Source organism: Pantoea latae, from assembly GCF_002077695.1.
Classification (GTDB): domain Bacteria; phylum Pseudomonadota; class Gammaproteobacteria; order Enterobacterales; family Enterobacteriaceae; genus Pantoea; species Pantoea latae.
The window spans coordinates 251,230-277,267 of record NZ_MWUE01000022.1 but is presented as its reverse complement, the minus strand read 5'-3'; the positions used below and the strand labels follow the sequence as shown (position 1 = coordinate 277,267).

The 26,038-nt window shown below is 59.1% G+C and carries 19 protein-coding genes; 4 read left to right on the top strand and 15 right to left on the bottom strand.

Features of this window, described 5'->3' with window-relative positions; genetic code table 11:
* Positions 1-80 precede the first annotated feature (80 nt).
* The 11 genes from B2J69_RS15230 to wbaP form a co-directional block, all read right to left on the bottom strand.
* Entirely contained in the window at positions 81-2,291 is a 2,211-nt protein-coding gene (locus tag B2J69_RS15230; protein WP_081140495.1) for a phage tailspike protein, read from the bottom strand.
* Between the two features lie 88 nt (positions 2,292-2,379).
* A complete protein-coding gene (locus B2J69_RS15225) occupies positions 2,380-3,414 on the bottom strand; it encodes a glycosyltransferase (protein WP_081140494.1) in 1,035 nt (344 codons plus the stop codon).
* A 40-nt stretch (positions 3,415-3,454) separates the two neighbouring features.
* Positions 3,455-4,207 (bottom strand): glycosyltransferase family 2 protein, encoded by a 753-nt coding sequence (locus tag B2J69_RS15220; RefSeq protein WP_081140513.1) that lies wholly within the window; start codon positions 4,205-4,207, stop codon positions 3,455-3,457.
* A 66-nt stretch (positions 4,208-4,273) separates the two neighbouring features.
* Complete coding sequence (locus B2J69_RS15215) at positions 4,274-5,191, bottom strand: glycosyltransferase family 2 protein (protein WP_081140493.1); 918 nt, start codon at positions 5,189-5,191, stop codon at positions 4,274-4,276.
* Positions 5,192-5,273: 82 nt separating this feature from the next.
* The gene (locus tag B2J69_RS15210) at positions 5,274-6,476 is read right to left on the bottom strand and encodes an acyltransferase family protein (protein ID WP_081140492.1); all 1,203 of its coding nucleotides are present in this window, start codon (positions 6,474-6,476) and stop codon (positions 5,274-5,276) included.
* Positions 6,477-6,509: 33 nt separating this feature from the next.
* Positions 6,510-7,235 (bottom strand): SGNH/GDSL hydrolase family protein, encoded by a 726-nt coding sequence (locus B2J69_RS15205; RefSeq protein WP_081140491.1) that lies wholly within the window; start codon positions 7,233-7,235, stop codon positions 6,510-6,512.
* Between the two features lie 13 nt (positions 7,236-7,248).
* Entirely contained in the window at positions 7,249-8,385 is a 1,137-nt protein-coding gene (locus tag B2J69_RS15200) for an EpsG family protein (RefSeq protein WP_081140490.1), read from the bottom strand.
* Between the two features lie 241 nt (positions 8,386-8,626).
* Entirely contained in the window at positions 8,627-10,804 is a 2,178-nt protein-coding gene (wzc, locus tag B2J69_RS15195) for a tyrosine-protein kinase Wzc (protein ID WP_081140489.1), read from the bottom strand.
* Between the two features lie 12 nt (positions 10,805-10,816).
* Positions 10,817-11,251 carry an arsenate reductase/protein-tyrosine-phosphatase family protein gene (locus B2J69_RS15190; protein ID WP_081140488.1) on the bottom strand — a complete coding sequence of 145 codons (435 nt, stop codon included), beginning with the start codon at positions 11,249-11,251 and terminating at the stop codon, positions 10,817-10,819.
* An 8-nt stretch (positions 11,252-11,259) separates the two neighbouring features.
* Complete coding sequence (locus B2J69_RS15185; protein WP_081140487.1) at positions 11,260-12,399, bottom strand: polysaccharide export protein; 1,140 nt, start codon at positions 12,397-12,399, stop codon at positions 11,260-11,262.
* 297 nt (positions 12,400-12,696) lie between these two features.
* The gene (wbaP, locus tag B2J69_RS15180; protein WP_081140486.1) at positions 12,697-14,130 is read right to left on the bottom strand and encodes an undecaprenyl-phosphate galactose phosphotransferase WbaP; all 1,434 of its coding nucleotides are present in this window, start codon (positions 14,128-14,130) and stop codon (positions 12,697-12,699) included.
* A 798-nt stretch (positions 14,131-14,928) separates the two neighbouring features.
* On the opposite strand from wbaP, the gene B2J69_RS15175 reads away from it, so the two are divergent.
* Complete coding sequence (locus tag B2J69_RS15175; RefSeq protein ID WP_081140485.1) at positions 14,929-16,503, top strand: TerC family protein; 1,575 nt, start codon at positions 14,929-14,931, stop codon at positions 16,501-16,503.
* On the opposite strand, the gene asmA is transcribed toward B2J69_RS15175, so the two are convergent.
* The 3 genes from asmA to udk form a co-directional block, all read right to left on the bottom strand.
* The gene (asmA, locus tag B2J69_RS15170) at positions 16,504-18,327 is read right to left on the bottom strand and encodes an outer membrane assembly protein AsmA (protein ID WP_081140484.1); all 1,824 of its coding nucleotides are present in this window, start codon (positions 18,325-18,327) and stop codon (positions 16,504-16,506) included. It abuts the gene before it with no gap.
* 20 nt (positions 18,328-18,347) lie between these two features.
* A complete protein-coding gene (gene dcd / locus B2J69_RS15165) occupies positions 18,348-18,929 on the bottom strand; it encodes a dCTP deaminase (RefSeq protein WP_033750209.1) in 582 nt (193 codons plus the stop codon).
* A gap of 83 nt (positions 18,930-19,012) precedes the next feature.
* Positions 19,013-19,654: a uridine kinase gene (gene udk / locus B2J69_RS15160; protein ID WP_081140483.1), complete on the bottom strand. Its 642-nt coding sequence runs from the start codon at positions 19,652-19,654 to the stop codon at positions 19,013-19,015.
* A gap of 295 nt (positions 19,655-19,949) precedes the next feature.
* On the opposite strand from udk, the gene B2J69_RS15155 reads away from it, so the two are divergent.
* From B2J69_RS15155 to yegD, 3 genes are all read left to right on the top strand, one after another.
* On the top strand, positions 19,950-20,564 hold the full coding sequence (locus B2J69_RS15155; RefSeq protein ID WP_081140482.1) for a phosphatase PAP2 family protein: 615 nt from the start codon (positions 19,950-19,952) through the stop codon (positions 20,562-20,564).
* 166 nt (positions 20,565-20,730) lie between these two features.
* Positions 20,731-22,959, top strand: a complete 2,229-nt coding sequence (locus B2J69_RS15150; protein ID WP_081140481.1) for a diguanylate cyclase domain-containing protein — start codon at positions 20,731-20,733, stop codon at positions 22,957-22,959.
* A 63-nt stretch (positions 22,960-23,022) separates the two neighbouring features.
* Complete coding sequence (gene yegD, locus B2J69_RS15145) at positions 23,023-24,375, top strand: molecular chaperone (RefSeq protein WP_081140480.1); 1,353 nt, start codon at positions 23,023-23,025, stop codon at positions 24,373-24,375.
* Between the two features lie 122 nt (positions 24,376-24,497).
* On the opposite strand, the gene B2J69_RS15140 is transcribed toward yegD, so the two are convergent.
* Positions 24,498-25,838 carry a carbohydrate porin gene (locus B2J69_RS15140; RefSeq protein ID WP_081140479.1) on the bottom strand — a complete coding sequence of 447 codons (1,341 nt, stop codon included), beginning with the start codon at positions 25,836-25,838 and terminating at the stop codon, positions 24,498-24,500.
* Between the last annotated feature and the right edge of the window lie 200 nt (positions 25,839-26,038).

Below are 26,038 nucleotides of genomic sequence, written 5' to 3'. Positions count from 1 at the left end.
TAAAAAATGCCAAAAAAGACCATCAAAAAAGCGCTCCAGAGGATACTGCTCGCGCCCTTCCCTGGGCGCGATAACTAAAACTACCCTTTGAGGGCGAAATAGGGCACGGCGCACTGCTCGCCGTTGATCACCATCGAGATAAAGCCTTTCGGTTTACTGGTGTCCACCTGCTCGGCGCTGAGCGCGCGCGACGCCAGCAGCAGATCGCCCTGCTCGTTGCCGCCGATGCCCGCTTTGCCGTTGTGCAGGCTAAAGCGCTGCGGCGCGGCCACATTGCCGGACGGCGGCGTGCCTTTCTCCATGCGCGCGTCGACGCGCGCGCAGCGGCCGGTGGCGAAGCGATCTTTGCTGGTGGTTTTCATCAGCACCACCGCCGACGGTGTCCAGCCCGCCAGCTTGACGAAGATGCGCACTTCGCTGTCGTTAGCGGCGACGTAGCGCACCTCGACCACCGGGCTACTGCCTTCCGCCGACCAGCTCGCTTCTGCTTTGCTCTTCTTGCGCTGCAGCTGGATCACCGCGCGGCCGCCGGTGGCGCGATCGGCGATCGGGTTCATCAGCGGCTGGCTGGTGCTGCCGTTGCTGAACTCCGACTGGCCAAAGATTTCAATCTCCCAGGCGTCGCCGACGGTCGGGGAATAGAGGGTGCCAAGCTCGAACCACGTCTGCTGGTCGCTGTTGTTCTCCAGCCGCCAGCGCGAGGTGATGTAGTTATATTTCAGGCTGCCGTCAATGGCGACACCGTACGACTCCACGCGCGTCGATCCCATCTCCCAAACGTTGAGCCAGCGCTCGCCCTGCTCAGAGTTATCGATCCAGCTGCCGGACTGCAGGTTGGTCTGGCGCATATTGAGGCGCGAGTTGTGGGCAATCAGCGGGTTTTTGCAATCTTCCAGGCTCAGCGCGTCGACGATCCACTGGCCGTTGGAGATATCGCCCGGGTGGTCGCAGTGCTCGATCCAGCCGTTGTGGATCAGCGACTGGCTGCAGCGCGGCAGGTTCAGCACCATGCCGCCGCGACAGTTCTGGGCGTTAAAGTTAGAGAGTTCAATCGCGGTGCTGTGATCCCAGGCGCCCGCTTTACGGCCCGACCAGCCCGCTTTGATCACGTCGCCGGTGCAGCGTGAGGCGTACCACTGGTCGATTTTGCAATCCAGCGTATCGAGCAGGCTGAGCGCGGTGCCGCCAACAGCGTTGAAACGCAGGCAGGCGCCGCGGAAGAACTGGCCGCCCTGGCAGGTGTTGCGGAACAGGCCCTGCTGGTTGGGGTGTTTGTCGCTGTTGCCGTTGAAGATCAGGTTGGAGATCTCCACCCAGCGCGCGTTGACGTCGAAAATAAAGTCCGACTGACCGTCAGAGACCAGCGTGGTGGCCGGGAAGTAACCAAAGTTGACCATGGCGCCGGAGATGCGGAAGAAGCGCCGCCCTTTATCGCCGAAGTCGCAGGCGGAGACAAAAAAGGTGCCGGCGGGAAACTGCACGCAGATGGGCTGCTCCGCCTGTTCCGACCACTGATACATCGCCTTGATAGCGGGCGCGGCGTCGGTTTTGCCGTCGGCGATGGCGCCAAAGTCAAACAGCGACAGGCGGTTGAAATCGTCCACCACGCGACGCCAGTGAAAGCCTTCGCCGGCGAAGTTAACGCCGCCATCATCGGCTGCCTGCTGGAAGCTGCCGATAAACTCGCCGCCGCCCACTTCCAGCCCTTCATGCCAGCTTTTCAGCTTGATCTTCGCCCCTTCAAACAGCGGGCGGGTTTTACGCAGCTCTTCTACCGAGGCGATTTCACCAATCAGCTGATAGCCGCCCGGCTGCGCCAGACGCTGGCTGAACGCCGCCTGGCCCGGTCGGCTGACGTCGGGAATAGAGAACAGCGTGGTGCCGTCACGCTCTTTCACCGTCATGGAGTGCGCCGGATCGGCGATCAGCGCCGCATTGTCATGCATAAAGCGCGCGAAACTGCCTTTATTGAGCGCAACGGGCTGGGTGATCTGCGACAGTTTGCCGCTGGCGTCGCGCAGAAACAGCGGGATCTGATTTCCCGGCTGGCTGGCGTCGCTGCCCGCTTTACCGATCCACAGCTCGCCTTCAAAGTTCTGCCAGAACTGCGGCGGCATGGCGTAGAGGTTTTCCGGCGTCAGAATCGGCACGTCGCCTTTCGGCAGCGCCGACGGCTCGATGGCTTTCAGGGCAACGCCGCTGCTTTTGGCGGCGTGGCTGGAGAACGCACTGACGGAGAGTGCGGCAACAATGGAGGAGGCTGCGGTCTGCAAGACTTCTCTTCTTTTCATGCATCTAATCCCGTAGTCGATGGGGCCGCGCAATGGGCCATAACGTGTTCCCTGAGGCTCGTTGCAATGTGGCCCTTCCCTGCCGCCGTTAAACCAGCGCCAGCCAGCTCTGCTTAATCTGCTTGCCGTCGAATTTCAGCGCGGTGGTTTTGGTGTTTTGACTCATGGCGTAGAACAGCGCGTCGTCGCTGGCGAGCTGATCCATGCGCGCCAGGAAGGTCGTCTTGTCGTTCATCGGCACCAGGAAGCCATCTTCGCCCTGGTTGATAATCTCCTGCGGACCCGTCGGGCAGTCATAGGCCACCACCGGCAGCGACCAGGATTTGGCCTCCAGCAGCACCAGCGGCAGCCCTTCATAGCGCGAGGTCATCAGCGCCATATCGCTGTCGCGATAGTAGTCGTTGATATTGCTGACGCGGCCGACAAAGTTGACGCTGCCGGTGATGCCGAGCGCCGCCGCCTGATCCTCCAGCTGCTGGCGCAGCTCGCCGTCGCCGGCGATCGCCAGCGTCCACTCAGGATGGGTCTGCACAAAGTCGCGCCAGATATCCAGCAGCAGATCGAACCCTTTCTGGTGATCAAGACGGCCGACCGCCAGCGCCTGACGACTGCGCGTCTTACGCTCGAAGGCTTTGTAGACCACCGGGTTGGGGATTTGCTTACTGGGGATGCGCCAGCGGGAGAAGACCTGATGGTCTTTGTCGGTCAGGACGATGACCTGATCGTAGTAGCGCAGCAGCAGGTACTTGAGGAGTTTTATCGGCTTGCTGAAGGAGTTGATGGCGATATGTTCGCAGGCGTAGGCCTTGAAGCGTTTCTTCTTGCCGGAGAGCAGGCTCCAGAAGGCGAACATCACGCTCAGGCGCCCCATGCTGATCAGGAACACGCTGTCGAAGGCTTCATCGTGAATGCGCTTCACGATGCTTTTAATCGGGTTGCTGTGTCCCTCGAAGCTGACGATCTCTTTTACCTGCTCAAAGGGGTAGAAGGTTTTACCGCTGCCTTCCAGCGAATAGATGGTGACGTCGTGCGTTTCGCCCAGACACTCGGACATAAAGTTGCAGATGTTCTCAGTGCCGGCGTACGAATAGGCATCTTTGATCACCAGGACAATTTTTTTCATTTAACGCTACCCACCTCAAAAGAGTAAAAAGACAATCCGGTTATCGATGCTTAAGGGTAAACAGCACGCCGTTCACCATATACCAGCCGTAATAGTAATAGATTTTTAAAGGATTGTTTTTATAGATAATTCTTAATAATTCCAGGTGCCACTTCGCCGCTTTGTTCTTGTTGCGCGAAAGGGAATCGCCTAATTCGTAATAGTTGACGAGAATGCTCTGAATCACGCGCGCCTGTTTGTAGCGGGTGAAAAGTTCATAGAGGAACAGGAAGTCTTCGTGCCCTTTACGCTGGAAGAAAATCCCCTGCGGCGGACGGCGGAAGCAGACCGAGGAGAAGCAGACGCGATACTGCTTCTTCACGAAGTTTTCCTGCTGAAGGTAAGGCTTGCTGTAGGTGATATCGTGATCGGCGTTTTTGGTTTTGTAGTGATATTCGGTAATCACGAAGTCATCGCCCGCGGCGATAGCGGCGGCCTGCTGTGCCAGTTTGTCGACGTGCCATTCGTCATCGCTGTCGAGAAAAGCGATGATCTCCTCTTTCGCCGCGCGCAGTCCGACGTTGCGGGTTTCTGCCGCGCCAAGGTTCACCTCGTTGTCGAGGATGGTGATGCGCGGATCCTGGCAGTGCTCGCGCACCAGCGCCAGCGAATCGTCGGTGGATTTGTCGTTGATCAGGTAAAGGTGCCAGTCCGGCCAGGTCTGATTCATCACCGATTGCACGGCGCGCAAAACCGTCTGACGTGCGTTATACATCGGCATCACAATGCCAACGGTGCCAACTTGGTTCGTCATTTTCATACCTGAATAAAAGAGTCGTTCCGGGAAAGCGCTCCCCGCGCCGGGGAGCAGAGAAGAAGATCAGGAAACCGCTTTTTCACCGCCCAGCCGCGCCCGAAGCTTGTCTTTGACGCGGTTGAGGAAGTAGGACTGATTGTCTTTATTGGTGAGAAAGAAGTAGCGGGCGAAGCTCAGGCTCGCCATCAGCGACTTGCCGTCCATTTTGTAACGCAGCGGCAGTTTAAAGGCCTTATAGGTGTGCACGTCGCGCGCGGTCAGATGCGGCTTCATGGCATCCAGCCAGAAAAGCGAATATTTCACCGATTCGCCTTTATGCTTGGATCCAAACTTCGTCACCAGATGGTAGGTCGCCAGCGGACGCGGGATCATCACGAATTCATAGCCGAGACGATCGGCGCGAATGCAGAAGTCGTAATCCTGGTGGCGGATATAGCGCGTGTCGAACTGGATGCGCGCGGCATCTTCGCGCTTCAGCACCAGCGTGCTGGTCTGCATAAAGCCGTAACAGCCGAACAGGTACTCCGCCACGGTCTCGTTTTTGCCTGGCGTCTGCATCGGCATCACCTTCAGGAAGCTGCCGTCCTGATAGATGTTGACCTGGCTGTAGATAATGAATTTGCTTTTGCCCTGCGCTTCCAGCTCCTGAATTTTGCGGCTGGTCTCCAGCAGCTTGTCAGCGTGCCACTCGTCGTCGGCGTCGAGAAAGCTGATATAGTCGCCGGTCGCCAGCTCAATCCCCTTGTTGCGCGCGCCTGCGCCGTTCAGTTTCACCTCGGAGAGCACCAGGTTAATGCCCAGATCCTGATAGCGTTCGCCGTTAACCACCTCCGCCAGCGCCGCCGCATCGGCGGATTTGTCGTCAACGATGATCACTTCGAAATTGCGATAGCTCTGCGCCTTCACGCAATCCAGCGTTGCCACGATCGACTGCGAGGCGTTATACGCGGGTATTACAATGGAGAAACGAATGTCCTTCATGCCAGTACCTCTTAAAAACAGGGCTGAAATCGAGAAAAAAGGGGTGCGCCCCGCGCGGCGGCGTCGGGCGCACTCCCGTCAATCAGTAAGGGTTACCTGAGCGGTCCTGACTGGCTGGCGACACCTCTGCCGCCACCTTTTTCTTGTTGCTGCTGCCGATAAAAGGCTTTTCAACATAGAGATAGGTCATCTTCGCCACATAGAACGAAAGAATAAAAAACAGCGTGGCGATCAGGGTGTAGACCACCATATTGTGCGGCACCGCGCTCAGCGGGATCTGCTTGATAAAGTAGAGCACCACGCCGTGGATCAGATACAGGCTGTAGCTCACCTCGCCGATCGACATCAGGGTTTTGTTCTCCAGCATGCCCAGCAGGTTGTTGCCGCTGCTCACCACGAAGAAGATCGCCGTCAGACAGCAGAGGAACACCAGATACCAGAAGGCGTTGCTGGTAAAGGCAAGCGCGAAAATTGCCAGCAGGATGCAGAGCACGCCTGCCGTGCGCGACTGTTTGAAGCAGGCCAGCCGATCGCGCCAGGTATAGGCGAAGTAGCCCATCGCGAAGCCGAGCACCGGACGCGGGTCGGTATAGGTTTTGCCCCACAGGCGCAGCGCGACGGCGACGCAGAAGATGGCGCCGATTGAGCCGAGGATCAGCAGAGTTTTGTATTTGCCCTGAGTCGCGCGGTTCGCCACGAAAATCAGCGGGATCGAGAGATAGAGCAGCCATTCCAGACGCAGCGTCCACTCCACACCGGCGTTGACATCAGCGGTGAGAAAGTCGCCTATATGGTAGCTGCCGACGAACAGCAGCCAGAGCGCCGCATCGGTCAGGCTGTGGGCGTTGATATGCAGGCCGCCCTGCACCAGGCCGACCAGAATGATCACCAGCCCGGAGAACCAGAACATCGGCACGATGCGGCGCACGCGCGATTTCAGCAGCTTCCAGGTGAGCTGGCTCGCCGGCATGCCGTCGTTGTCCAGCCAGCGATAGAACAGGAACGCCGAGATCATAAAGAACAGCAGCACGCCGAACTTGCCGGCGTTGACGAAAAAGTTGCCTTCAGAGAACCAGACGAAATAGTCCTTATCGAAGATCCAGTTGCCGTCGAGCGAATAGAGATAGTGCACCAGATGGGAAAAGGCGACGATGCTCGCCAGCAGCGCGCGCAGCCCCGAGATACTTTTAATACCGCTGCCGTTATAAATGCCTTTATGGAACGACGTGGCGCGCAGAAAGAGCAGCGCCAGGCAGAACGACACCACCATGATTAATACGTACATGACAACTCCTGAAGCCACAGAGACGGATAAGATTTAGCTGCCGGACTGCGACAGCTCTTTACCGAAGTTGGCACTGATGACATCAAAGGTCTGCTGCGCTTTCTGCTGATAAAGCGATTCGGACGGGTGAATACAGTCCGCCGACATGGCGCTCTGCCAGTCGCGCTTCGCCTTAATCGCCGTCCACTGCTTCACCACCGGCACGTTCTGCGCCTTCGCCACCTCATTCAGCTGGTAGACGTAGGGCCAGACGTTCCAGCGCTCGACCTTGCCGCAGATGGGATTCGGCTCCTGCAGCACCACCAGCTTATGGTGCGCCTTCGCCTCTTTCACCAGCGCGGTGATGATGCGGCCATACTCTTCCGGGCTCTCCAGATGGGTGTTTTTGTCCTTGAAATAGAAGTGACGCGCGTCGTTGATGGCGTAGTTCAGCAGGATCAGCTGCGCATCGGAGTTCGCCATGCGCTCGCTCCAGCCGCTGGCATCCTCTGTTCCCTTCTTATAAAGCAGCTCCGCCGCCTGCGCGCCCGGCACGCCGTGATTTTTCACCTCGATAGCGCTGCCATATTTGCTCTGCAGCATTTTCTGCAGGTAAGCCATCTCGTTGCCTGGCGTAATGATATTTTTCCCGCCTGACGACATCACGCCAGCGGTGGTGGAGTCGCCATAGGCGTCGATAATAAATGCGCCTCGACCGTCGGCCGCCTGCGCGAAGCAGGAGGCTGACAGGATCACGGCGGCGATAAGGGATTTAGTCATGTTACCTCTCCGTTTAATGGAATAACCTGAATTGCTGAGCCACTTCATAGCCGACAACGGCCTGCTTCAGGGAAATCGTGTTGTAATAGAGGTAATAGACAAGAAAGAAAGCGAACATCGCGAACATGGCCGGCTTGAGTATCGGTTTCACCTGATAGACCAGCGAGGCCAGAATAATCGGCTCGACCTGCAACAAATAGTTGGAGAGGCGCGCGCCTGACGAATAGTTATAGAAGAAGATACGGATGCCGCCGCCGATGGCGAAGGTCAGTACCAGCAAATAGTTCAGGCGATACTGCTGATAATTATACTTTTTAATCGAGTCGCTCAGCAGGAAGTAGACGAAGATGCACACCAGCATGATGTTCTTCAGGTTCGACACTGAGAAGATGCTGCCCTCGCCGGCGTTGGAGGTTTCGTTGCTGTAGCCTTCGGCCCTCTCCCCTAGCGATCCCAGATGCGCCGAGATCAGCGAGATAAAGCTGGTGCCGCCGACTTTCGACGCGGGAATGCTCAGCAGGATAATCGCCACCGGCCACCAGCGTGAGTCGCGGATAAACAGGAACGGCACGATAGTGACCACCATCACCGCGGTGTTGTGGCTGAAAAAGGAGAGCAGCGTAAAGGCCAGCGCCATCCAGTAGCGCTTCAGGTAGATATACCAGATGACGCCGAGAAACAGTGCCGAGCTGAGGCCGAAGCGGATCTGGTTCATATCTTTGTTGATGAAGATATGCGCCGAGTAGAGCGCCAGCGCGAGGATCGGATAGGGCGACATCTTTTTAAAGAAGACCGCGTTCACCGAGACCGCCAGCAGGCAGAAGATAAACAGGAAGATATCGGCGTTGTGCGAAAACAGGCTGGTCAGATAGGCCAGGCCGAAAATCAGCGGTTCATAGCGGAAAAAGGCCACCGTTTCGGCGAAGCCGTTCACCTGAATACGGTTAATAAAGTCGGCGAAGAAGCTGCGGTACTGATAGTCATCCATGCCGGTGCCGAGACCGCGGATACCGCCGAACACCACCAGCGTCGCGGCGGCGATGCAGAGCAAATAGGTCAGGATATGGGTGGTGCGTTCGTCTTTTTTCAGCAAGATTTCCACGACCGAAATCAGCAGCAGAAACCCTGATATATACCAATATGGAGCCATGGTGTGATCCCTTAATTCCACACGTTGTCAGCTCAAGAGCCCGTGCGCCTGATGCCGGCGCAACGCTGCGCGGAGGCGCGTGCCTTGTCGCTGAACCATTCTGTTATGGGCGCCCGCCCGATTATGCGTGTTATGCGTGGCGTCTGGCGCGAAACACAGAATCACCTGTGTACATCGTTGCGTGTCGTCTTTAAGCGGCGATAAAAAGGGGCGGTTTCACCGCCCCGTTAATCGTCAAAGGTTAGCTTTTGGTCGGCTTACCATATTCGTAGTCGTAATAGTCGTAGCCATATCCGTAGGCGTTAGCGGCCTTACGCACCACGGCGTTGAGGATCACGCCTTTGATCTCGATGCCGTTCTGCGCGAAGCGCTTGAAGCTGACGTCGATCTCTTTCGCGGTGTTGGTTTCGAAACGCGCCACCATCAGCGAGGTGCCGGCCAGCTTGCCGATAATCGAGGCGTCGGTGACGGCCAGAATCGGCGGCGTATCAATCAGCACCAGGTCGTAGTTCTTGCTCGCCCACTCCAGCAGCTCGCCCATGCGGCGGTGCATCAGCAGCTCAGACGGGTTCGGCGGCACCTGGCCACGCGGCAGGAAGTCGAAGCCGTACGGACCGTGCTGGATAAGTGCCGGGCTGAACTCGGTTTTGCCTGACAGCACGTTAGAGAGGCCTGATTTGTTCTCGGCGCCGATCAGGTCGTGGGTATAGCCACGACGCATATCGCCGTCGATGAACAGCACGCGCTGACCCGCTTTCGCCACCAGCGTCGCCAGGTTGGCGCAGATAAAGGTTTTACCAATGCCTGGGCTGGCGCCGGTGATCATCAGGATATTGTTTTTCGCTTCCATCATCGCGAAGTGCAGGCTGGTGCGCAGGCTACGGATCGCCTCGATAGAGAGGTCGGTCGGGTTGCCCAGCGCCAGCAGCGTTTCGTGCGGATCGGTCTTCACTTTATGACCGCGACGCGCCAGCGCTTCGGTGTCTTTCTTGCGCTGCCATTCAGAGAGCGGCACGCTGGCATAGACGTTCATGCCCAGCTCTTCCAGCTGTTCCGGGTTCTCGATGCCGTGATGCAGCAGCGCTTTCAGCAGCACCAGACCGACCGAGACCACCAGGCCCAGCAGCAGGCTGGCGGCGATGATCAGCGTTTTCTTCGGCGCGACCGGCGCGTTGGCCGTTTCCGCGTTGTCGATGATGCGCACGTCACCCACGGTGCTGGCCTTGCTGATGCCGAGCTCCTGCTGACGGTTCAGCAGCTGCATGTAGATTTCCTGACCCGCCTGCACGTCACGCGTCAGGCGCAGGATCTCTTGCTGCGTCTGCGGCATCTGGGAGATTTTCTTGTTCAGCTGCGCCTGCTCGCCTTCCAGCGTTTTGCGTTTTTCCAGCAGCGCGCGGTAGGTCGGGTGATCTTTGGTGAACAGCTGCGACACTTCAGCTTCGCGGAAGGTCAGCTCGTTCAGCTGGCTCTGCACGCTGACAGAGGAGTCGAGGGCCGACTTCGCTTCCAGCGACATATCCACCGATTCGTTCTGACGACGGAAGGTGTTCAGCTTGTTCTCAGCGTCATCCAGCTTGGCGCGCACCTGCGGCAGCTGATTGCGCAGAAACTCCAGGCTCTTTTCCGCCTGCTCTGATTTGCGCTCGACGTTCTGCAGCAGATAGTTGTTGACGATCTGGTTTAGCACCTTGCTGATGTGCTCCGGATCTTCGCCCACATACTGCAGGCCCAGCACGCCGGTGTCTTTGCCTTTGTCGGCAACGGTCAGGTTCGCCAGCACCGAGTTGATCGCCTGCAGCTCGTTCAGCTTGGTGACGGTGAAGCTGGTGCCCTCTTCCGCCTGAATGTCGCTCACCAGCATGGTGATCTCGCCGTGCTGCTCCAGACGGCCGACCTGGCCCTTAAACAGCTCGTCGCCATCTTTGCTGACGGTGTAGGTGGTCGGGCTGTTGACTTCCAGCTCGACGTTACGCTTGTCGATGGTGCGCGGGATTTCCAGACGCGAAATAGCGATCTGCGCCGGTTTGTTGCCCATCAGGCGCGACAGACCTTTGCCGATGATCGGGAAGTATTTCTGCTCGATAACGGTGTCGAGACCGAGATCGCTCACGGTCTTGCCGATCACCATGCGCGATTCAAGGATCTGAATCTCGGTATCGGACTCCGGCGTGGCCGGAATAATGCTTTGCAGATCGGAAAGCACGGTGCTGCTGTTTTTCTGCTCCACCTGCACCATGGCGTCGGCGCTGTAAATCGGCGTGGCAAACAGTGTGTAGAGCGTTCCCACCAGCATAAAGAAGGCGGTAACGGCGACAATGATCCAGCGGTGATCGATCAGCTGTCCCAAAAGGTGGCCGAGATCGAATCCAGCTGACTCCTCTCGCGGCGCGGTCATGACCTTATTTTTAATATTCATGGATAATCCCAACTATCGGCTTAATACGTTGACCCATTTCTGGGTAGCGCTTTCCAGTAACCCGTAAACCTCTTCAAAGGCCTCACGACTCTTTCTGTACGGATCCGCGATTTCGTGTTGGTTGAGCCAGTGCCCAAGCAGCATGGTTTTTCCGCGCGCGGCTGGATCGATGCGATTGACCTGTTCGATGTGGCGCTTCTCCATCACCAGAATCAGGTCGAAATCGCGGCACATACTGGCGGTTAACTGCTGCGCCTGATGCCCCTCCAGCGAGAGGCCATGTTGCGCGGCCACCTCGCTGGCGGTGCGATCCGCCGGATAGCCCTTGAGGGCGCTGAGCCCCGCCGAGGCGATGCGTTTTTCCGGCAGCGCGCGCTTCAGTAAGCGCTCTCCGGTAGGAGAGCGGCAGATGTTGCCGACGCAAACCACTAACACGGACGTAATCATGGCTAAACCTAGTTCGACCAGTTGCGGAAACGCAGCGCCGCCTCGCTTGCATCGTTGATGCCGGCAATGGTCGGCAGCAGCTGCGAAATCACGCGGTTCCAGCGCGTGAGCGGCGTAGAGGTGACATAGACGATGTCGTATGGCTCAAGTTGGAATTCGGTGCCCATCACCATCGCCGCCGCATCTTTGGTGTTCAGCTGATAGATGTTGGCGATCTTGGTGCGGTTGGTGCCGCGGATCGGACGAATAACGAAGACGCCGGTGGCGTCCGCCGCCGTCTGATCCATGCCCTGCGCGTTGCCCAGCGCTTCGGCCAGCGTCATGCCGCTGCGGTCCATTTTCAGCGTTGACTGCTGACGCACTTCGCCCATCACGAAGACCTTCAGATCGTCGTTGCGCGGCACATAGAGGATATCGCCCGGATAGAGCAGATGGTTCTGGCTCAGGTCGCCGTTCTGCATCAGCGCCTGCAGCGAGATGCGCTGCTCGGTGCCGTTGTGGGTCAGCACCACGTTGCGCCAGTCGGCGTCCGCCGCCAGGCCGCCCGCGGCGTTGATGGCGTCCAGCACCGTCAGCGGCACGTTAGTGATCGCCTGCTGGCCAGAGGTGGTCACGGCGCCGGTCACGTAGGTTTTCTGCGACTTAAAGGAGGCGATGCTGACGTCAACCTGCGGGCTCTCGATATACTGCGCGAGGCGACGCGCAATTTCGGTGCGCACTTCGGTGACCGTACGGCCGACGACGCGCACTTTGCCGATATAGGGGTAGAAGATGGTGCCGTCGGAGTGCACCCAGTTGCCGGTGTCGCTGGCGCTGCGGTACTGGCCGGCTGGCGTGGTCAGCTCCGGGTGATCCCAGACGGTAACGTTAATGACGTCGCCGATGCCGATGCGGTATTCATAGTTTTGAATTTCGTTCTGCAGCCCCGGGTTAGCTTGCGCCACCAGCGGCTTGGGACGCATCTGCTCGACCAGGCGCGGCGTTAACGGGAAGACATTGACATATTTGTCGATGTCATAGTTGCTGTCCTGCTGCTCGACGACATCTTTTCCGCTAGTGGAAAGGTGCTGGCCAGGAACAACCGTACACCCTGAGAGAAATGTGGCGGATACCAGCATGGGTATCAATTTCGTTTTGATTGTAATCATTTAGATCTTCGCTATCAGTTATTGATTGATAGAGGCGAAAACGCCGCTGTGTAAGCGCTGAAAAAAAATAAACTCGCCAGCCTAAGCACTGAAAATGTCTGTCATTATCCTTTACTCCCTTACTCTCTTTGTTGCTGCCGTTTAGCAGGACGAAATAAGCAAACGCGCTCTTTTGCCCCTTTTATCCCTTAACGGCTTCCTTCAGCCACGATAATGGCAGCTATCGCCAATGACGTTGCCAGCGGCGGCGCGCACATCCGGGAGCCCTTGCATCAGGCTCCCTGCACTCGCCTGCTATCAATACGCCCCATCGCGCTTCAGTACGACACCGACCGTTTTGAACAGAATGGCGATATCGTTCCACAGCGACCAGTTTTTTACGTACCACGAGTCGAAATAGACGCGCGTTTCGTAATCAACGTCGTTACGACCGCTGACCTGCCACAATCCCGTCATGCCTGGCTTCGCCATCAGGTAGTAGTCGACATCCCCGGCATAACGACAAAGTTCATCTTCAATCACCGGGCGCGGACCGACGAGGCTCATGTCGCCGCGCACCACGTTCCACAGCTGCGGCAGCTCATCCAGACTGGTCTTACGGATAAAGTGGCCGACTTTGGTGATGCGTGGATCGTTTTTCAGTTTGAAATCTTTGTCCCACTCGGCGCGCGCCACCGGATCGGTGCGCAGCACCTCTTCCAGCACCTCTTTAGAGTTGATCACCATCGAACGGAACTTCAAACATTTGAACTTGCGACCGTTCAGGCCGACGCGTTCGTGTCCGTAAATCGGCGGGCCGCCGTCGCGTCCCACCATAAAGCCGAGCACCAGCAGCGCAGGCAGCAGCATCAGGATAATTGACAGCGCGCCGACGATGTCGAATGCGCGTTTCAGGAAGCGCGAGGTGCGCTTCGCCAGGTTGTTGTTGACGCGCAGGATCATCACTTCATGGCTGAAGATGTAGGCCATGTCGGTGCCGTAGAGCGGCACGCCGCGCAGCGTCGGGATCACGGAGACGGAGCGGCAGTTGTGCATCGCCAGATTCTTCAACCACATATCGCGATACTGACTCTGCTCGAACTCAACCGCAACGATAAATTGTGTTTCGCTGTGGGTCAGGTTCCAGAGTTCCGCCTCTTCGCGCAGCACCGGCACGCCGGAGATGCTCGCCTGCGGGCAGCTGCCGTCGACGTCGTAGAAGGCGATAACGTCGAAACCCATCACCTCTTCGCTCTGCAGCGCCTGCCAGGCTTCCTGGGCATTTTTGCTGCTGCCGATAATAATGGTCTGTTTTTTCCACAGGCCGTAATGATTAAGCAGATGCTTCACCACGGCGCGCGACAGCGGAATCAACACCAGCGCCAGCAGCCAGGTCAGTACCCAGACAAAACGCGACATTTGCCACTGCGACAGCGCGGTAATCGACAGGTCGATAATGGAAAAAATAAGAATGGTACGAAAAACTTCTTTCAGCTCGAACCAGAAAGGTTTGCGGTAAGTAAAGTGACGCAGCCTTACCCAGAACCAGCCGACGCAAATTACTGACAGGAAAATGTGCGTAGCAATTTTCAAATGCAGATCTTTTTCGGAAATATCTGCCAGCGGTGAATCCGTCATCATATTAATTAACGCCAGAGCGATGAATAACGCGGCGTTAAAACAAATTAAATCTGACCCGGCCAACAACAATTTAGTAAAAAGACTTTTAAAGGTAATTTCAGTATCGCGCATATTTAACTCTTTATTTTATTTCCTTAAACCCGTGACGCCCTAAGCTGTGTAATAATTGAGCGAATCAGTTTCTCGTCGACATAGGCGTAACTGAGGGGAGTTCCTGGGTGCGTTCACGCCATTTACCCGATCAAGAGAACAGGAAAATTGTGAAGAATACCAACAGATTACTCTGACTTAACCTGCGGCGACGCACTGATTGTTTTCTCAACGTAAAAGGCGTTTCAGGCACGCTACCGCCCTTGGCTGTCGCTGCCAATACCGCTTTTGATATCCTGTTTTCCGGTCTGCTATTCCCAAACCGGCTGCCTGATGCAGTCCAACGGGATCAGATCACAATTCACAACATTGGGTGCCAAATCTGTGGGCGAATATCAACATAAGCGCAGACTTTTACCAGCACGTTGCTATACTAGTTATTACTGGCTTCTTTACAAGTAGGCCCCGCCCTCCCCTGACTATTTTAGGAAAAAGACTACCAGTAATTAGTATTGAGGCCCGCCAGGCGGTAAAATTGAAAGTGCAATACCCTGAGCGAAAATCAGAATAATTCCATACTCGCTGCGCAAATAAAGTACGCGTGGTGACGCTATTTCCTCTCTCGATTCATCAGTTATTCAGCCCGCTCTCGTCCCCGCTTTACATAAATCAGACAGAATGCGGAAACAAACAGCACACAATCTACTCTTTATTGACCTTTATCGGGCTGCATCGCAGGCGCGGCGGCGAGTTGTGCCCTGCCCTGCACTCCACTATCCTCAGATTTTACTGACTTCGATATATTCAGGCGGCTAAGGCATGTTGGAGGTATTTGCGGATCCCTCGCTCTGGGCAGGGTTAGTGACGCTAATCGTTCTGGAGCTGGTGTTGGGGATCGATAATCTGGTGTTTATCGCTATTCTGGTGGAGAAACTGCCCGGCAAGGATCGCGATCGGGCGCGCGTCATCGGTTTACTGCTGGCGTTGCTGTGCCGTTTACTGCTGCTGGCGTCCCTTTCCTGGCTGGTCACCCTGACGCAGCCGCTCTTCACGCTGCGCGGTCACCCCTTCAGCGCGCGCGATCTGCTGCTGCTGCTGGGCGGTCTGTTTCTGCTGTTCAAGGCCACCACCGAGCTGAACAGCCGGCTCGAAGGTCAGGATCACGGCCAGAATCAACAAAATCGCGGCGCTAAATTCTGGCCGGTGGTGGCGCAAATCGTGGTGCTGGACGCGATATTTTCGCTGGACGCGGTGATCACCGCCGTCGGCATGGTCAATCAGCTGCCGGTAATGATGACGGCGGTCACCATTGCTATCCTGCTGATGCTGCTGGCCAGCAAGCCGCTGACGCGCTTCGTTAACCGCCATCCCACTATTGTTATTCTCTGCCTGAGCTTTCTGCTGATGATCGGCTTTAGCCTGGTGGCGGAAGGGCTCGGTTTCGTTATCCCCAAAGGCTATCTCTATGCGGCGATCGGCTTCTCGATAGTGATTGAAGCGTTTAACCAGCTGGCGCAGCGCAACCGCCGCCGTGCGCTGTCGGCCGGCCGGCCGCTGCGCCAGCGCACGGCGGAAACGGTGTTGCGGCTGCTGCGCGGCGAGGCGGACCATGCCGAACTCGATCCGCAGAGCGCCTCGCTGATTGCCGACAGCGATCGCCACGCGCTGTTTAACCGTCAGGAGCGGGTGATGATCGCCCGCGTGCTTGGCTTTGCCCAGCGCCACGTCAACAGCATCATGACCTCACGTCACGACGTCGAGCACATTAATCTCGACGACGATCCGGCGGAAATCATGGCGCGTCTTGACCGCAATCAGCATACGCGCCTGCTGATCACCGATCAGAGCAATGAACTGCTCGGCGTGGTGCACGCTATCGATCTACTGCATCAGGCGCTGCACCAGCAGTCGCTGGATTTGCGCGCGCTGATCCGACAGCCGCTGGTGTTTCACGAGCGCCTGACGCTGCTGCAGGCGCTGGAGCAGTTTCGCCAGGCGCGCACCCATTTCGCCTTTGTGGTGGATGAGTTCGGCTCGGTGGAGGGCGTGGTGACGCTCAGCGATCTGATGGAAACCATCGCCGGCAACCTGCCGCTGGAGGGCGAAGAGATTGACGCGCGCTACGACGTGCAGGCGCAGGGCGAAAACCGCTGGATCGTCAACGGCAATATTCCGCTGGAGGATTTAGCGCTCTACGTCAGGCTGCCGCTGGATGAACGCCGCAGCTACCATACGCTGGCGGGTCTGCTGATGGACAGCCTGCAGCATATTCCCGCCGAGGGCGAAACGCTGCAGGTCGGCAGCTATCTGCTGCGCATCCTGCAGGTTGAAAATCATCGGGTTCAGAAGGTGGAGATCCTGCAACAGCCGCAGGATCCCGATTACGAGGTGTAGCTACGGACGCAGCAGCTTGCGCAGGTTCTCTTTATCACTGTTTTTCGGCTGGCGATCGAGCCACTCGTTGAGGCGCGACTTCGCCTCGCTCTGCAGCTGCTGACGCAGCACCTGATCGACCGGCAGCGAATACTGCACATTGTTCCAGCTGCCGTACATGCGCAGCGGAATCGGCTGCTGCGACAGCAGCGCCGTCAGCCGCTCGTCGCCTTTCCAGCCGCTGAGCGTCAAACCGAAGGTGACATCCAGCTGCTGCTGCGCCATATTCACTGCGCCTGCGGCCTGCAGGCGCAGGCGATCGCCCTCGCCCTGCAGCCTGTCGAAGCGCAGCACGCCGTTGTCCAGCGTGACGTCGCCCTCAAGCTGGCGAATGCCCTGATCGGCGCCTTCGTCGCTGCTGACCTTGTCGCTGGCGCGCTCGACCGCGCGGCGCACCATCTGCTGCAGATTGATCTGCGCCAGCTTCACGTCGCTGGCGCGCAGCTGCGCCTCGCCGCGCCACTGGCGTTTCGCCGCCTCCAGCGTCAGCCCCTCGCCGCCGAGATCGCCATTAAGCGAGACGTTGCCCTGCAGCGTTTGCGGCAGTGCAAGGGCGGCGAGCAGCGGCTGTATGGCGACGTTGTGCAGCACCGGCTGCAGCGCCACGCGCGTTTCCGGCTGGCGGATATCTACCGTGCCCGGCAAGGAGAAATCGCCGTCGCCCAGCTTGCCGCTCAGCACGCGCAGCGTCATCAGTCCCTGCTGGTTAGTGGCGTCGAGCGCGAAGGATTGCAGCGTCAGACCGCGCCACACCGCGCTGTCCGCCTTGAGATCCAGCGCCAGGTTCACGTCGTTAAGCGGCGAGTCGCTGTTGTTCTGCACGCGCGGCGCGGCAATCACCGGCGCGCGCGCTACCGTGGCGTGCTGCGCGCCGCGTTCGCTGCTCTGCGGCGCGCCGGACATCAGGTTGTCGAGATTAAGCTGGGTGGCGTGCAGCTGCAGCGCAAGCTGCTGCGGCGCCGTCAGGGTGCCGCTTGCCGAGCCGGACAGCGCGCTGTCGTTGGCGCTGAGCTGCATCTGCGTCAGCGCAAACTGCTGCGTCTCGGCGCGCCAGCTGCCCTGCGCGCTCAGCGTGCCCTTCACGCCCTGCGGCGGGATATTGGCGCCGCTCAGCGCGTAGTTAAGTTCGTCGATTTTGCCGCTCAGGCGGTGCGGGTACTGCGCGGCGTCAAGCTGCCCCTTGAGCGACAGCGTGGCGTTGCGCTGGTTGCGCGTCAGGCTGGTGCTAAGGGCAATCGTCGCCTGATGGCGGGCGTCCTGATTCAGATTGAGGTTAAAATCGCGGAAGTTGTATTCGTCGCCGCCGGGCTGGCGCCAGATCAGCAAACTGTCGGCGACGCGCAGCTGACTGATGTCGAACGACCAGCCGCCGGCCGGCGCGCTCGCCTCGCTGCGACCGGGCGCGACCGGCGCGTTGTGCGGCTGCTGCGCCGCGCTTTCCGGCGTGGCGCGCACCACGGCGTTGCTGAGCATCACCTGGCTGACGCTGAGCTGATGCGACAGCAGCGGCCAGAGATTGACGTCGAGACGCATGTTTTCCGCCGTCACCAGCGGCTGCGACGCGCCGGGTGCGGTAAGGCTCATGCGCCCGGCAAGGATGCTGAGCTTAGGCCAGACGTGCCAGCGCAGATCGCCGCCCACCTCCAGCCGATAACCACTGCGCTGTTCGACCTGTTTCACCATATAGGATCGAAAATCGTTTGGATTGACCAGCAGCACCAGCGCGGTCATGCCGGCAACGATGACCACCAGTAAAATGGCCAGCGTGGTTATCACTCTCTTCATTACATCCCCATGTTCGCGGTTTAATCTTTGTCGATACGACTGGCGACAGCGCCCTGCTGTCCGCGATATTTGGCGTCTTCGCGACGGTTATAGGGCCGCGCCGCCGGACCGGAGAGTGGCTCAAAGCTCAGCGCGCCGATCAGCATGCCGGGACGCAGCGCCAGCGGCAGCTTGCCGGAATTATAGAACTCCAGCACGATGCGCCCCTGCCAGCCGGGATCGATGCGGTGCGCGGTAACGTGCACCATCAGGCCGAGACGCGCCAGCGAAGAGCGGCCGTCGAGCCAGCCCACCAGATCGTCCGGTATGGTGACCGATTCAAAGGTAACCGCCAGCGCCAGTTCGCCGGGATGGAGGAAAAAGGCCTCACCTTCCGGCAGCACGATTTCATCGCTCATCACGCGATCCAGCGCGGCGCTCACCTCATCTTTCGGACCGCTTAAATCGATAAACGCCGCGGTGTGGCCGCGGAAAGTACGAAACTGGTTGCCCAGACGCACATCCACGGTGGCGCCGTTAATGCGCTCCACCGGCGGGCGCGGATCGATGGCTAACCGGCCGTCGTCCAGCCAGGCTTCAATGTCGCGGTCACATAATCTCATTCGGCTGTCTCCATGATATAAGTGTAGCGAACCGCCTGAAACGCGCGTAACAGGCGGTTCGCCGCGCGTCTGACCCGACGCGCCTATTCGAAAAACTGATTGATTTTGGCCTTAAGGATATCAATGGCGATGCGGTTTTTCCCGCCGCGCGGCACGATAATATCGGCGTACTGCTTCGACGGCTCGATAAACTGCAGGAACATCGGGCGCACGGTTTTCTGATACTGGCTCATCACCGAGTCCATGGAGCGGCCGCGCTCGTTGACGTCGCGCTTCATGCGGCGCATCAGGCAGATATCCAGCGGGGTATCGACGAAAATCGAGAAGTTCAGCTCCTGACGCAGCCGCGCGTCGGTGAGCAGCAGGATCCCTTCGAGGATAATCACCTTTTTCGGCTTCAGATGGATGCTGTCACGCGTGCGGGTGTGCTCGACGTAGCTGTAAACCGGCAGATCGATATCCTGGCCCGCCTTTAGCGCCTGCAGGTGCTGCAGCAGCAGGTCGTGATCCATCGCGCTCGGATGGTCGTAGTTGGTTTTCACCCTCTCTTCCATGGTGAGGTGACTCTGGTCCTTATAATAGGCATCTTCCGGGATAACCCCGATATGCTCGTCACCGACCTGGTCACGGATTTCGCGGTAGAGCGTGCTGGCGATTAAACTTTTTCCGGATGCGGAGGCACCGGCAATGCCCACAATCACGCACTGATGAGACTTGTCAGTCATACTTTTTAAAGACCTGATACTGGAGCCTGCGCTGTACGCGGATTAGGCGTTTTGACGCAGGACGGAATGGAGAGGGTTTAGTAGGCGCTAAGTATAGGGATTTCATTCTTTTGACGCCAGAGAAAAGCCGCTGACGCCATTTCAGAATTTCCCCTTTTCAAACCGCAGCCGTTACCCGATAAACTGGGTCCAGACTGATAACAACGGATGCGGCTGGCGCATCAGGCAGCGGAAGCCTGCGTCATTCCCCGCGATAGCGCGGGCGCGCGATGCCAGCCCACCATAAAGGAAGCTTATGCACTGGAGAACTCTGACCTACTTTGGCGACAGCATGCTGCTGATCCCGACCGCGGTCATTATCGCGTTGATCCTGCCGTGGAAGAGCGATAACCGCCGCACGGTCTGGTACTGGCTGCTCGCCTTTGGTCTGGCGGGCCTGCTGGTGAGCCTGTCGAAAATTCTGTTTCTCGGCTTCGGCATCGGCAGCGCCCGGTTCAATTTTACCGGCTTCAGCGGCCACAGCGCGATGTCAGCGACCCTGTGGCCGGTGATGCTGTGGCTGGTCTCCGGCCGCTGGCCGCCGCTGCTGCGCCTGGGCGCTATCGCCGTCGGCTACCTGATCCCGCTGATGGTCGGCTTCTCGCGTCTGGTGATCCACGCGCACTCCGCCAGCGAAGTCGCCACCGGGCTACTGCTCGGCTTTACCCTCAGCTCCGCCTTTCTGCTTAGCCAGCGTCGCACCGCGTTGAAGGGCTTTAGCTGGCCGCAGATCGGCGTCGCCTTTTTAGTGCCGCTGCTGCTGCTGGGCCACGGTCGCAAAGCCACAACGCAACAGTTTCTTGAACGTTTCTCTGCCGATATCGCCGGGCTGGAAAAACCGTTTACCCGCGCCGATCTGTTCCGTCCCTGAGCGCGCTGCGCCCTTTTTTGCTGAAAAAGGGCCAGTCAATTCGTTGAATATCGCACAAATTTGATTTAACGGCCGCATCCCTGCAGCGATGTGCTAGCATGCCCAAAAGAGAATGACTGGCGCATTTTTCGTCATATTGACGCTGTGCGCGTTGCCGGGTTAGTGAATGAGTGTTGAACTGTTGTCCTCGCCGGACAGACCGCAAAACCGCCTGCTGAGCGCCCTGATCCTCGGGGCGATCGCCTTTGCGCTGACGCTATTTTGTCTGGAGCTGATCGTCTTCAGCGGCCGCATTTCGCCGCTCTGGTTCGCCACGTCGCTGATGACCGTCGTGGTGTTTCGCACACCTTCCCGTCACGCGCCGCTGCTGCTGCTGGCCTGCGCCGCAGGCACCGCGCTGGCCAATGGCCTGATACTCGGCCCCAATCCGGCCAATCTGCTGTTTACGCTGATCAACCTGCTGCAGGGGATCGTCGGCGGCGTGCTGCTGCGCGCGCTGCTGAAGCGTCACGCGCCGCTGAACTCGCTGCTCGACTGGCTGCGCTTTATGCTGTCGGTCGGCCTGCTGACACCGCTGCTGGGCGGCCTGCTGGCGCTGTGGGTGCTGAATATCAGCGGCAGCGGGCGCTTTTCCTTTCTCTCTACCTGGGTGATTTCTGAAGTGATCGGCATGCTGGCGCTGGGCCCGGTGCTGCTGCTGATGCCCTGGCCGCTGCGCACCAGCGCGCTCAGCCTGCGTCGGCTGGCGGAGTTTCTCTTTACTCTGCTGCTGACCCTCGGCGCCACCTGGCTGGCGCTGCGCTTTATGCCCTGGCCTTTTACCTGCATCGTGGTGATCCTGTTCTGGTGCGCGGTGCGCCTGCCGAAGCGGGATGCGTTTCTGCTGTTTCTGCTTAACGCCTGTGCGGTGTCGCTGATGCTGGCGCTGGGGCTGGTGACGGTGGAGACGCGCAACAACGCGCCCGGCCAGATCGCCAACTGGGTGCCCTTCCTGCTGGTGCTGATCCCCAGCCACGTGATGGCGCTGGTGATGGATGCGTTTCGGCGCGAGAAGCACCACATCAGCGAAAGCGAAACCCGTTTTCGCCACGCGATGGAGTATTCCGCCATCGGCATGGCGCTGGTCTCGCCGGAGGGCGTCTGGCTGCAGGTCAATAATTCTCTCTGCCAGACGCTGGGCTTTCCCGCCGCCGAGCTGAGAAAGCTGACCTTTCAGCAGATCACCCATCCTGACGATCTGGAGAACGATCTGCAGCATGCAGACAAGCTGCTGCGCGGCGACGTTGACGCCTACACCATCGAGAAGCGCTACTTTCGCAAAAGCGGCGACATCGTCTGGGCGCGCCTGACGGTGTCGCTGGTGCGCGACGCCGCGCGCCATCCGCTCTACTTTATCGCGCAGATTATCGATATCTCTGCGCTAAAACAGAGCGAGCAGACTAACCGACGCCTGATGGAGCGCATTACGCTGGCGAACGACGCGCTGTTTCAGGAAAAAGAGCGTATGGCGATCACCCTCGACTCTATCGGCGAGGCGGTGATCAGCACCGACAGTGAGATGCGCGTCACCTTTATGAATCCGGTGGCGGAGAAGATGAGCGGCCGCCGCGAGCAGGAGGCGGCGGGCCAGCCGCTGAGCGCGCTGCTGCAGATCAGCCACGGCCGCCACGGGACGCCGGTGGAAAATCTGCTGCTGCGCCGTCTGCCAGTGGAGAAGACCACGCCGGATCTCGATGACGAGCTGGTGCTGCACGCCGCCGACGGCACCGTGGTGGAGATCCACTACAGCATTACGCCGCTGCGCACGCTGGAAGGCGAGGAGATCGGCGCGGTGATGGTGATTCAGGACGTCAGCGAGTCGCGCAAGATGATGAAGCGCCTCAGCTACAGCGCGCTGCACGACACCCTGACCCGGCTGCCCAACCGCGCCAGCTTTGAACGCCAGCTGCAGCGGCTGCTGAGCGACGCCGTCGAGCGCCAGCATCAGCATGTGCTGGCTTTTATCGACCTGGATAAATTCAAAGCGGTTAACGATACTGCCGGACACGCGGCGGGCGACGCGCTGCTGCGCGAACTCGCCGAGCTGATGCAGCACGCGCTGCGCGGCAGCGATTTTCTGGCGCGCCTCGGCGGCGACGAGTTCGCCCTGCTGATGCCGGAGTGCCCGCTGGCGCAGGGGCGCGAGGTGGTGCAGCGCATCGTTGCGGCGGTCAACGGCTACGCCTTCAGCTGGCAGGGCGCCGTTTTTCAGGTCGGCGCCAGCGCCGGGCTGACGCAGATTTCCGCCGACAATAATATCGGCGCGGAGGTGCTGTCGCAGGCGGATATCGCCTGTTACAACGCCAAAAAAGCGGGACGCGGCCGGCTGGCGGTCTACGCTCCGCCGGCGCGCTGAGCCGCTTGCCAGCCCTCGCAAGCTGCGCTAAAGTCGCCCCCTTTTTTCCGGGAGGGGCATCAGATGTTCATTGGTTTCGATTACGGTACGGCGAACTGTTCCATTGCGGTGTGCGAAAACGGCACGCCGCGCCTGCTGACGCTGGAGAATGGCCAGCGCCTGCTGCCGTCGATGATAGCCGCACCCACGCGCGAAGCGGTAAGCGAATGGCTCTACCGTCACCACCAGGTAGCGACGCCGGACGAAGAAACCACGGCGCTGCTGCAGCGTGCGCTGCGCTATAACCGCGAAGAAGACATCGAGGTCACGGCCAACAGCGTGCAGTTCGGCCTCACCGCGCTGCAGCACTATATGGTCGACCCGGAAGAGACCTGGTTCGTTAAATCCCCAAAATCCTTTCTTGGCGCCAGCGGGCTGAAGCCGCAGCAGATCGCGCTGTTTGAAGATCTGGTGTGCGCCATGATGCGCCATATTCGCGCGCAGGGCGAAGCGCAGCTCGACGGCGCCATCGATCAGGCGGTTATCGGCCGTCCTATTAACTTTCAGGGACTCGGCGGCGATGAGGCCAACGCGCAGGCGCAGAACATTCTGCTGCGCGCGGCGAAGCGCGCCGGTTTCCGCGACGTAGAGTTTCAGTTCGAGCCGGTGGCAGCCGGTCTCGATTTCGAGGCGACGCTGACGCGCGAGACGCGGGTGCTGGTGGTGGATATCGGCGGCGGCACCACCGACTGCTCGATGCTGCTGATGGGGCCGGAGTGGCGCACGCTGTCGGATCGACGTGCCAGCCTGCTCGGCCACAGCGGCTGCCGCGTCGGCGGCAACGATCTCGACATTATGCTGGCGTTCAAAACTCTGATGCCGCTGCTCGGGCTGGGCGGCAAGACGCAGAAAGGCACCGCCCTGCCCGCGCTGCCGTGGTGGAACGCGGTGGCGATCAACGACGTGCCGGCGCAGAGCGAGTTTTACTCCGCCGCCTGCGGCAAGCTGCTGCGCGATCTGGTGCGCGACGCCGAGCAAGGCGAACAGGTGGCGCGTCTGCTGAAGGTCTGGCAGCAGAAGCTCGGCTATCGTCTGGTGCGCGCGGCGGAGGAGAGCAAAATCGCCCTGTCCGACCGCGCCGCCTTTGACGCCAGCCTGGAGTTTATCGCGCCGCAGCTGCACGCCGCCATCAGCGACACCCTGCTGCAGGAGGCGATCAACCAGCCGCTGGAACGTATTCTGGAGCAGGTGCATCTGGCGCTCGCCAGCTGCGACGCGAAACCGGAAGTGATCTATCTGACGGGCGGCAGCGCGCGTTCGCCGGTGCTGCGCGCCGCGCTGCAGCAGGCGCTGCCGGAGACGCCGATCGCCAGCGGCGATGATTTCGGCTCGGTCACGGCCGGCCTGGCGCGCTGGGCAGAGGTGATGTTTCGCTAAGCGAAAGAGAAGCAGGCGGGGAGAGTATTGCGCTAACGCGGATGGCATGGCCCGAAGAGCCATGCCATCCGCTCAGATACGTGTGTGCGGCCTGAGAGTGCAAACTTCAGGCCGCTGCGCTATCAGAAGTTGATATTGGCGCTGATGCCGCCGACAAAGGCATCCTTCACTTCGCTCACCGCGCCCGGCGCGACGATATATTGCAGGTTCGGACGCACCTGCAGCCATTTCGCCAGCTTCACGTTGTAGTAAACCTCATAGTTATACTCCGAACCATCCTGAATCGGCAGATAGGTCGGGCTGTCGAAATCCGTTTCGCCGTTGGCGGCGTTCTGCTGACGCTGCGCACGCGTGTAGTCGCTGTTAACGTGAATACGCGCCGCCGCTACGCCGATCTCATCCTCAGGACGCGCGTCGAACGGACCCGCCCAGGTAAAGGCGATCGACTGATAGTTATCGGTTTTCGAGGTTTTGTGATCGTTCATCACCGCCTGCACCGACACGCCGAGGCCGCGGCTGGCGTCGCCGCCCTGCGCGGTCAGCTGCTGCTGCAGCAGCACATAGCCGCCGTAGGCGTGCGCCTTGTCCTGATAGCCGCCGTCGCGCCAGCTGCCGTAGACGTCGCCGTTGACCGAGGAGTAGTAGTAGCCGATGCGGTAGTTACCCGGCAGCTTGTCCGGACCGAGCGTCGGTTTCCAGCCCAGCTCGACCGGCACCAGATTGCCCTCGGAGTTGCTGGTGTCGAGGCGGAAGCCGTCGCCGCGATCGTAGTTAGCCGGGTTCTGGTTGTAGAAGCCCACCTGGAAGAACACCTCTGGCGTGATGTTGAGCTTCACGCGGCCGCCCCACTGCGACACCGGCCAGTTAAACCAGCGGTCGCCGCGCCAGTTGCCCGCCTGGCCGCTGCCGAACGCCAGGTTCTGGAACTTGCTGTCGAAGTTGTCGAAATCCTCGCCGACGGTGACGCGACCCGCTTTCAGGTTGACCACGTCGTCAAACAGCCCTTTGCTCAGCCAGAACTGCGTCAGACGCCAGGTCTGCCCGCGTCCATAGACTTCCTGTACCGATGAGAGCATGCCGGCACGGCGATCGCCGACCTGTTCGGAAATATTCTGGCCGTCGCGGTTGGTGATGGTGGCCTGGAACTGCGCATCCTGCCAGCCGAGCAGCTTCTCCAGATCGAGGTTGGCGCCGAACGCCCACTGATCGCTGTAGCGCATTGAGGTGTTAGTATCGGCGCCGCCGCCGAGGTTCGATGCGCTTTCCATGGTGTAGTTGACGTCAAATTTAACGCCGTCATTTTCCAGCTGCGTTCGCGAACCGTTCCAGTCGCCAAACATATAGGGCGAGTCGGCGCTAAAGGCATCTGCGGCCACAGCAGAGGCGCTCAGCATGGCAAACATCAGGGAGCCAGCCGCCAGGCGGCGCAGCGGGAAGTGTTGCACTGCTTTTTTTCTGTTCATGATCGTTCTTCTTATCTGAATGAAGGTTGTTTCCACGCAGAGGATAGTGCTGCAAAAAGTTCAACTTTTGTAAAAATGTGCGCACGAATAAACAAAGAGACAGTTTCTTCAAGCAATTGTGAAGGGGATCGCTGAACGGAAACGCGGCTGCGCTAAACGCACAGAATGGCACGCAAATTACAGACGAGGCGCCAGAGCGC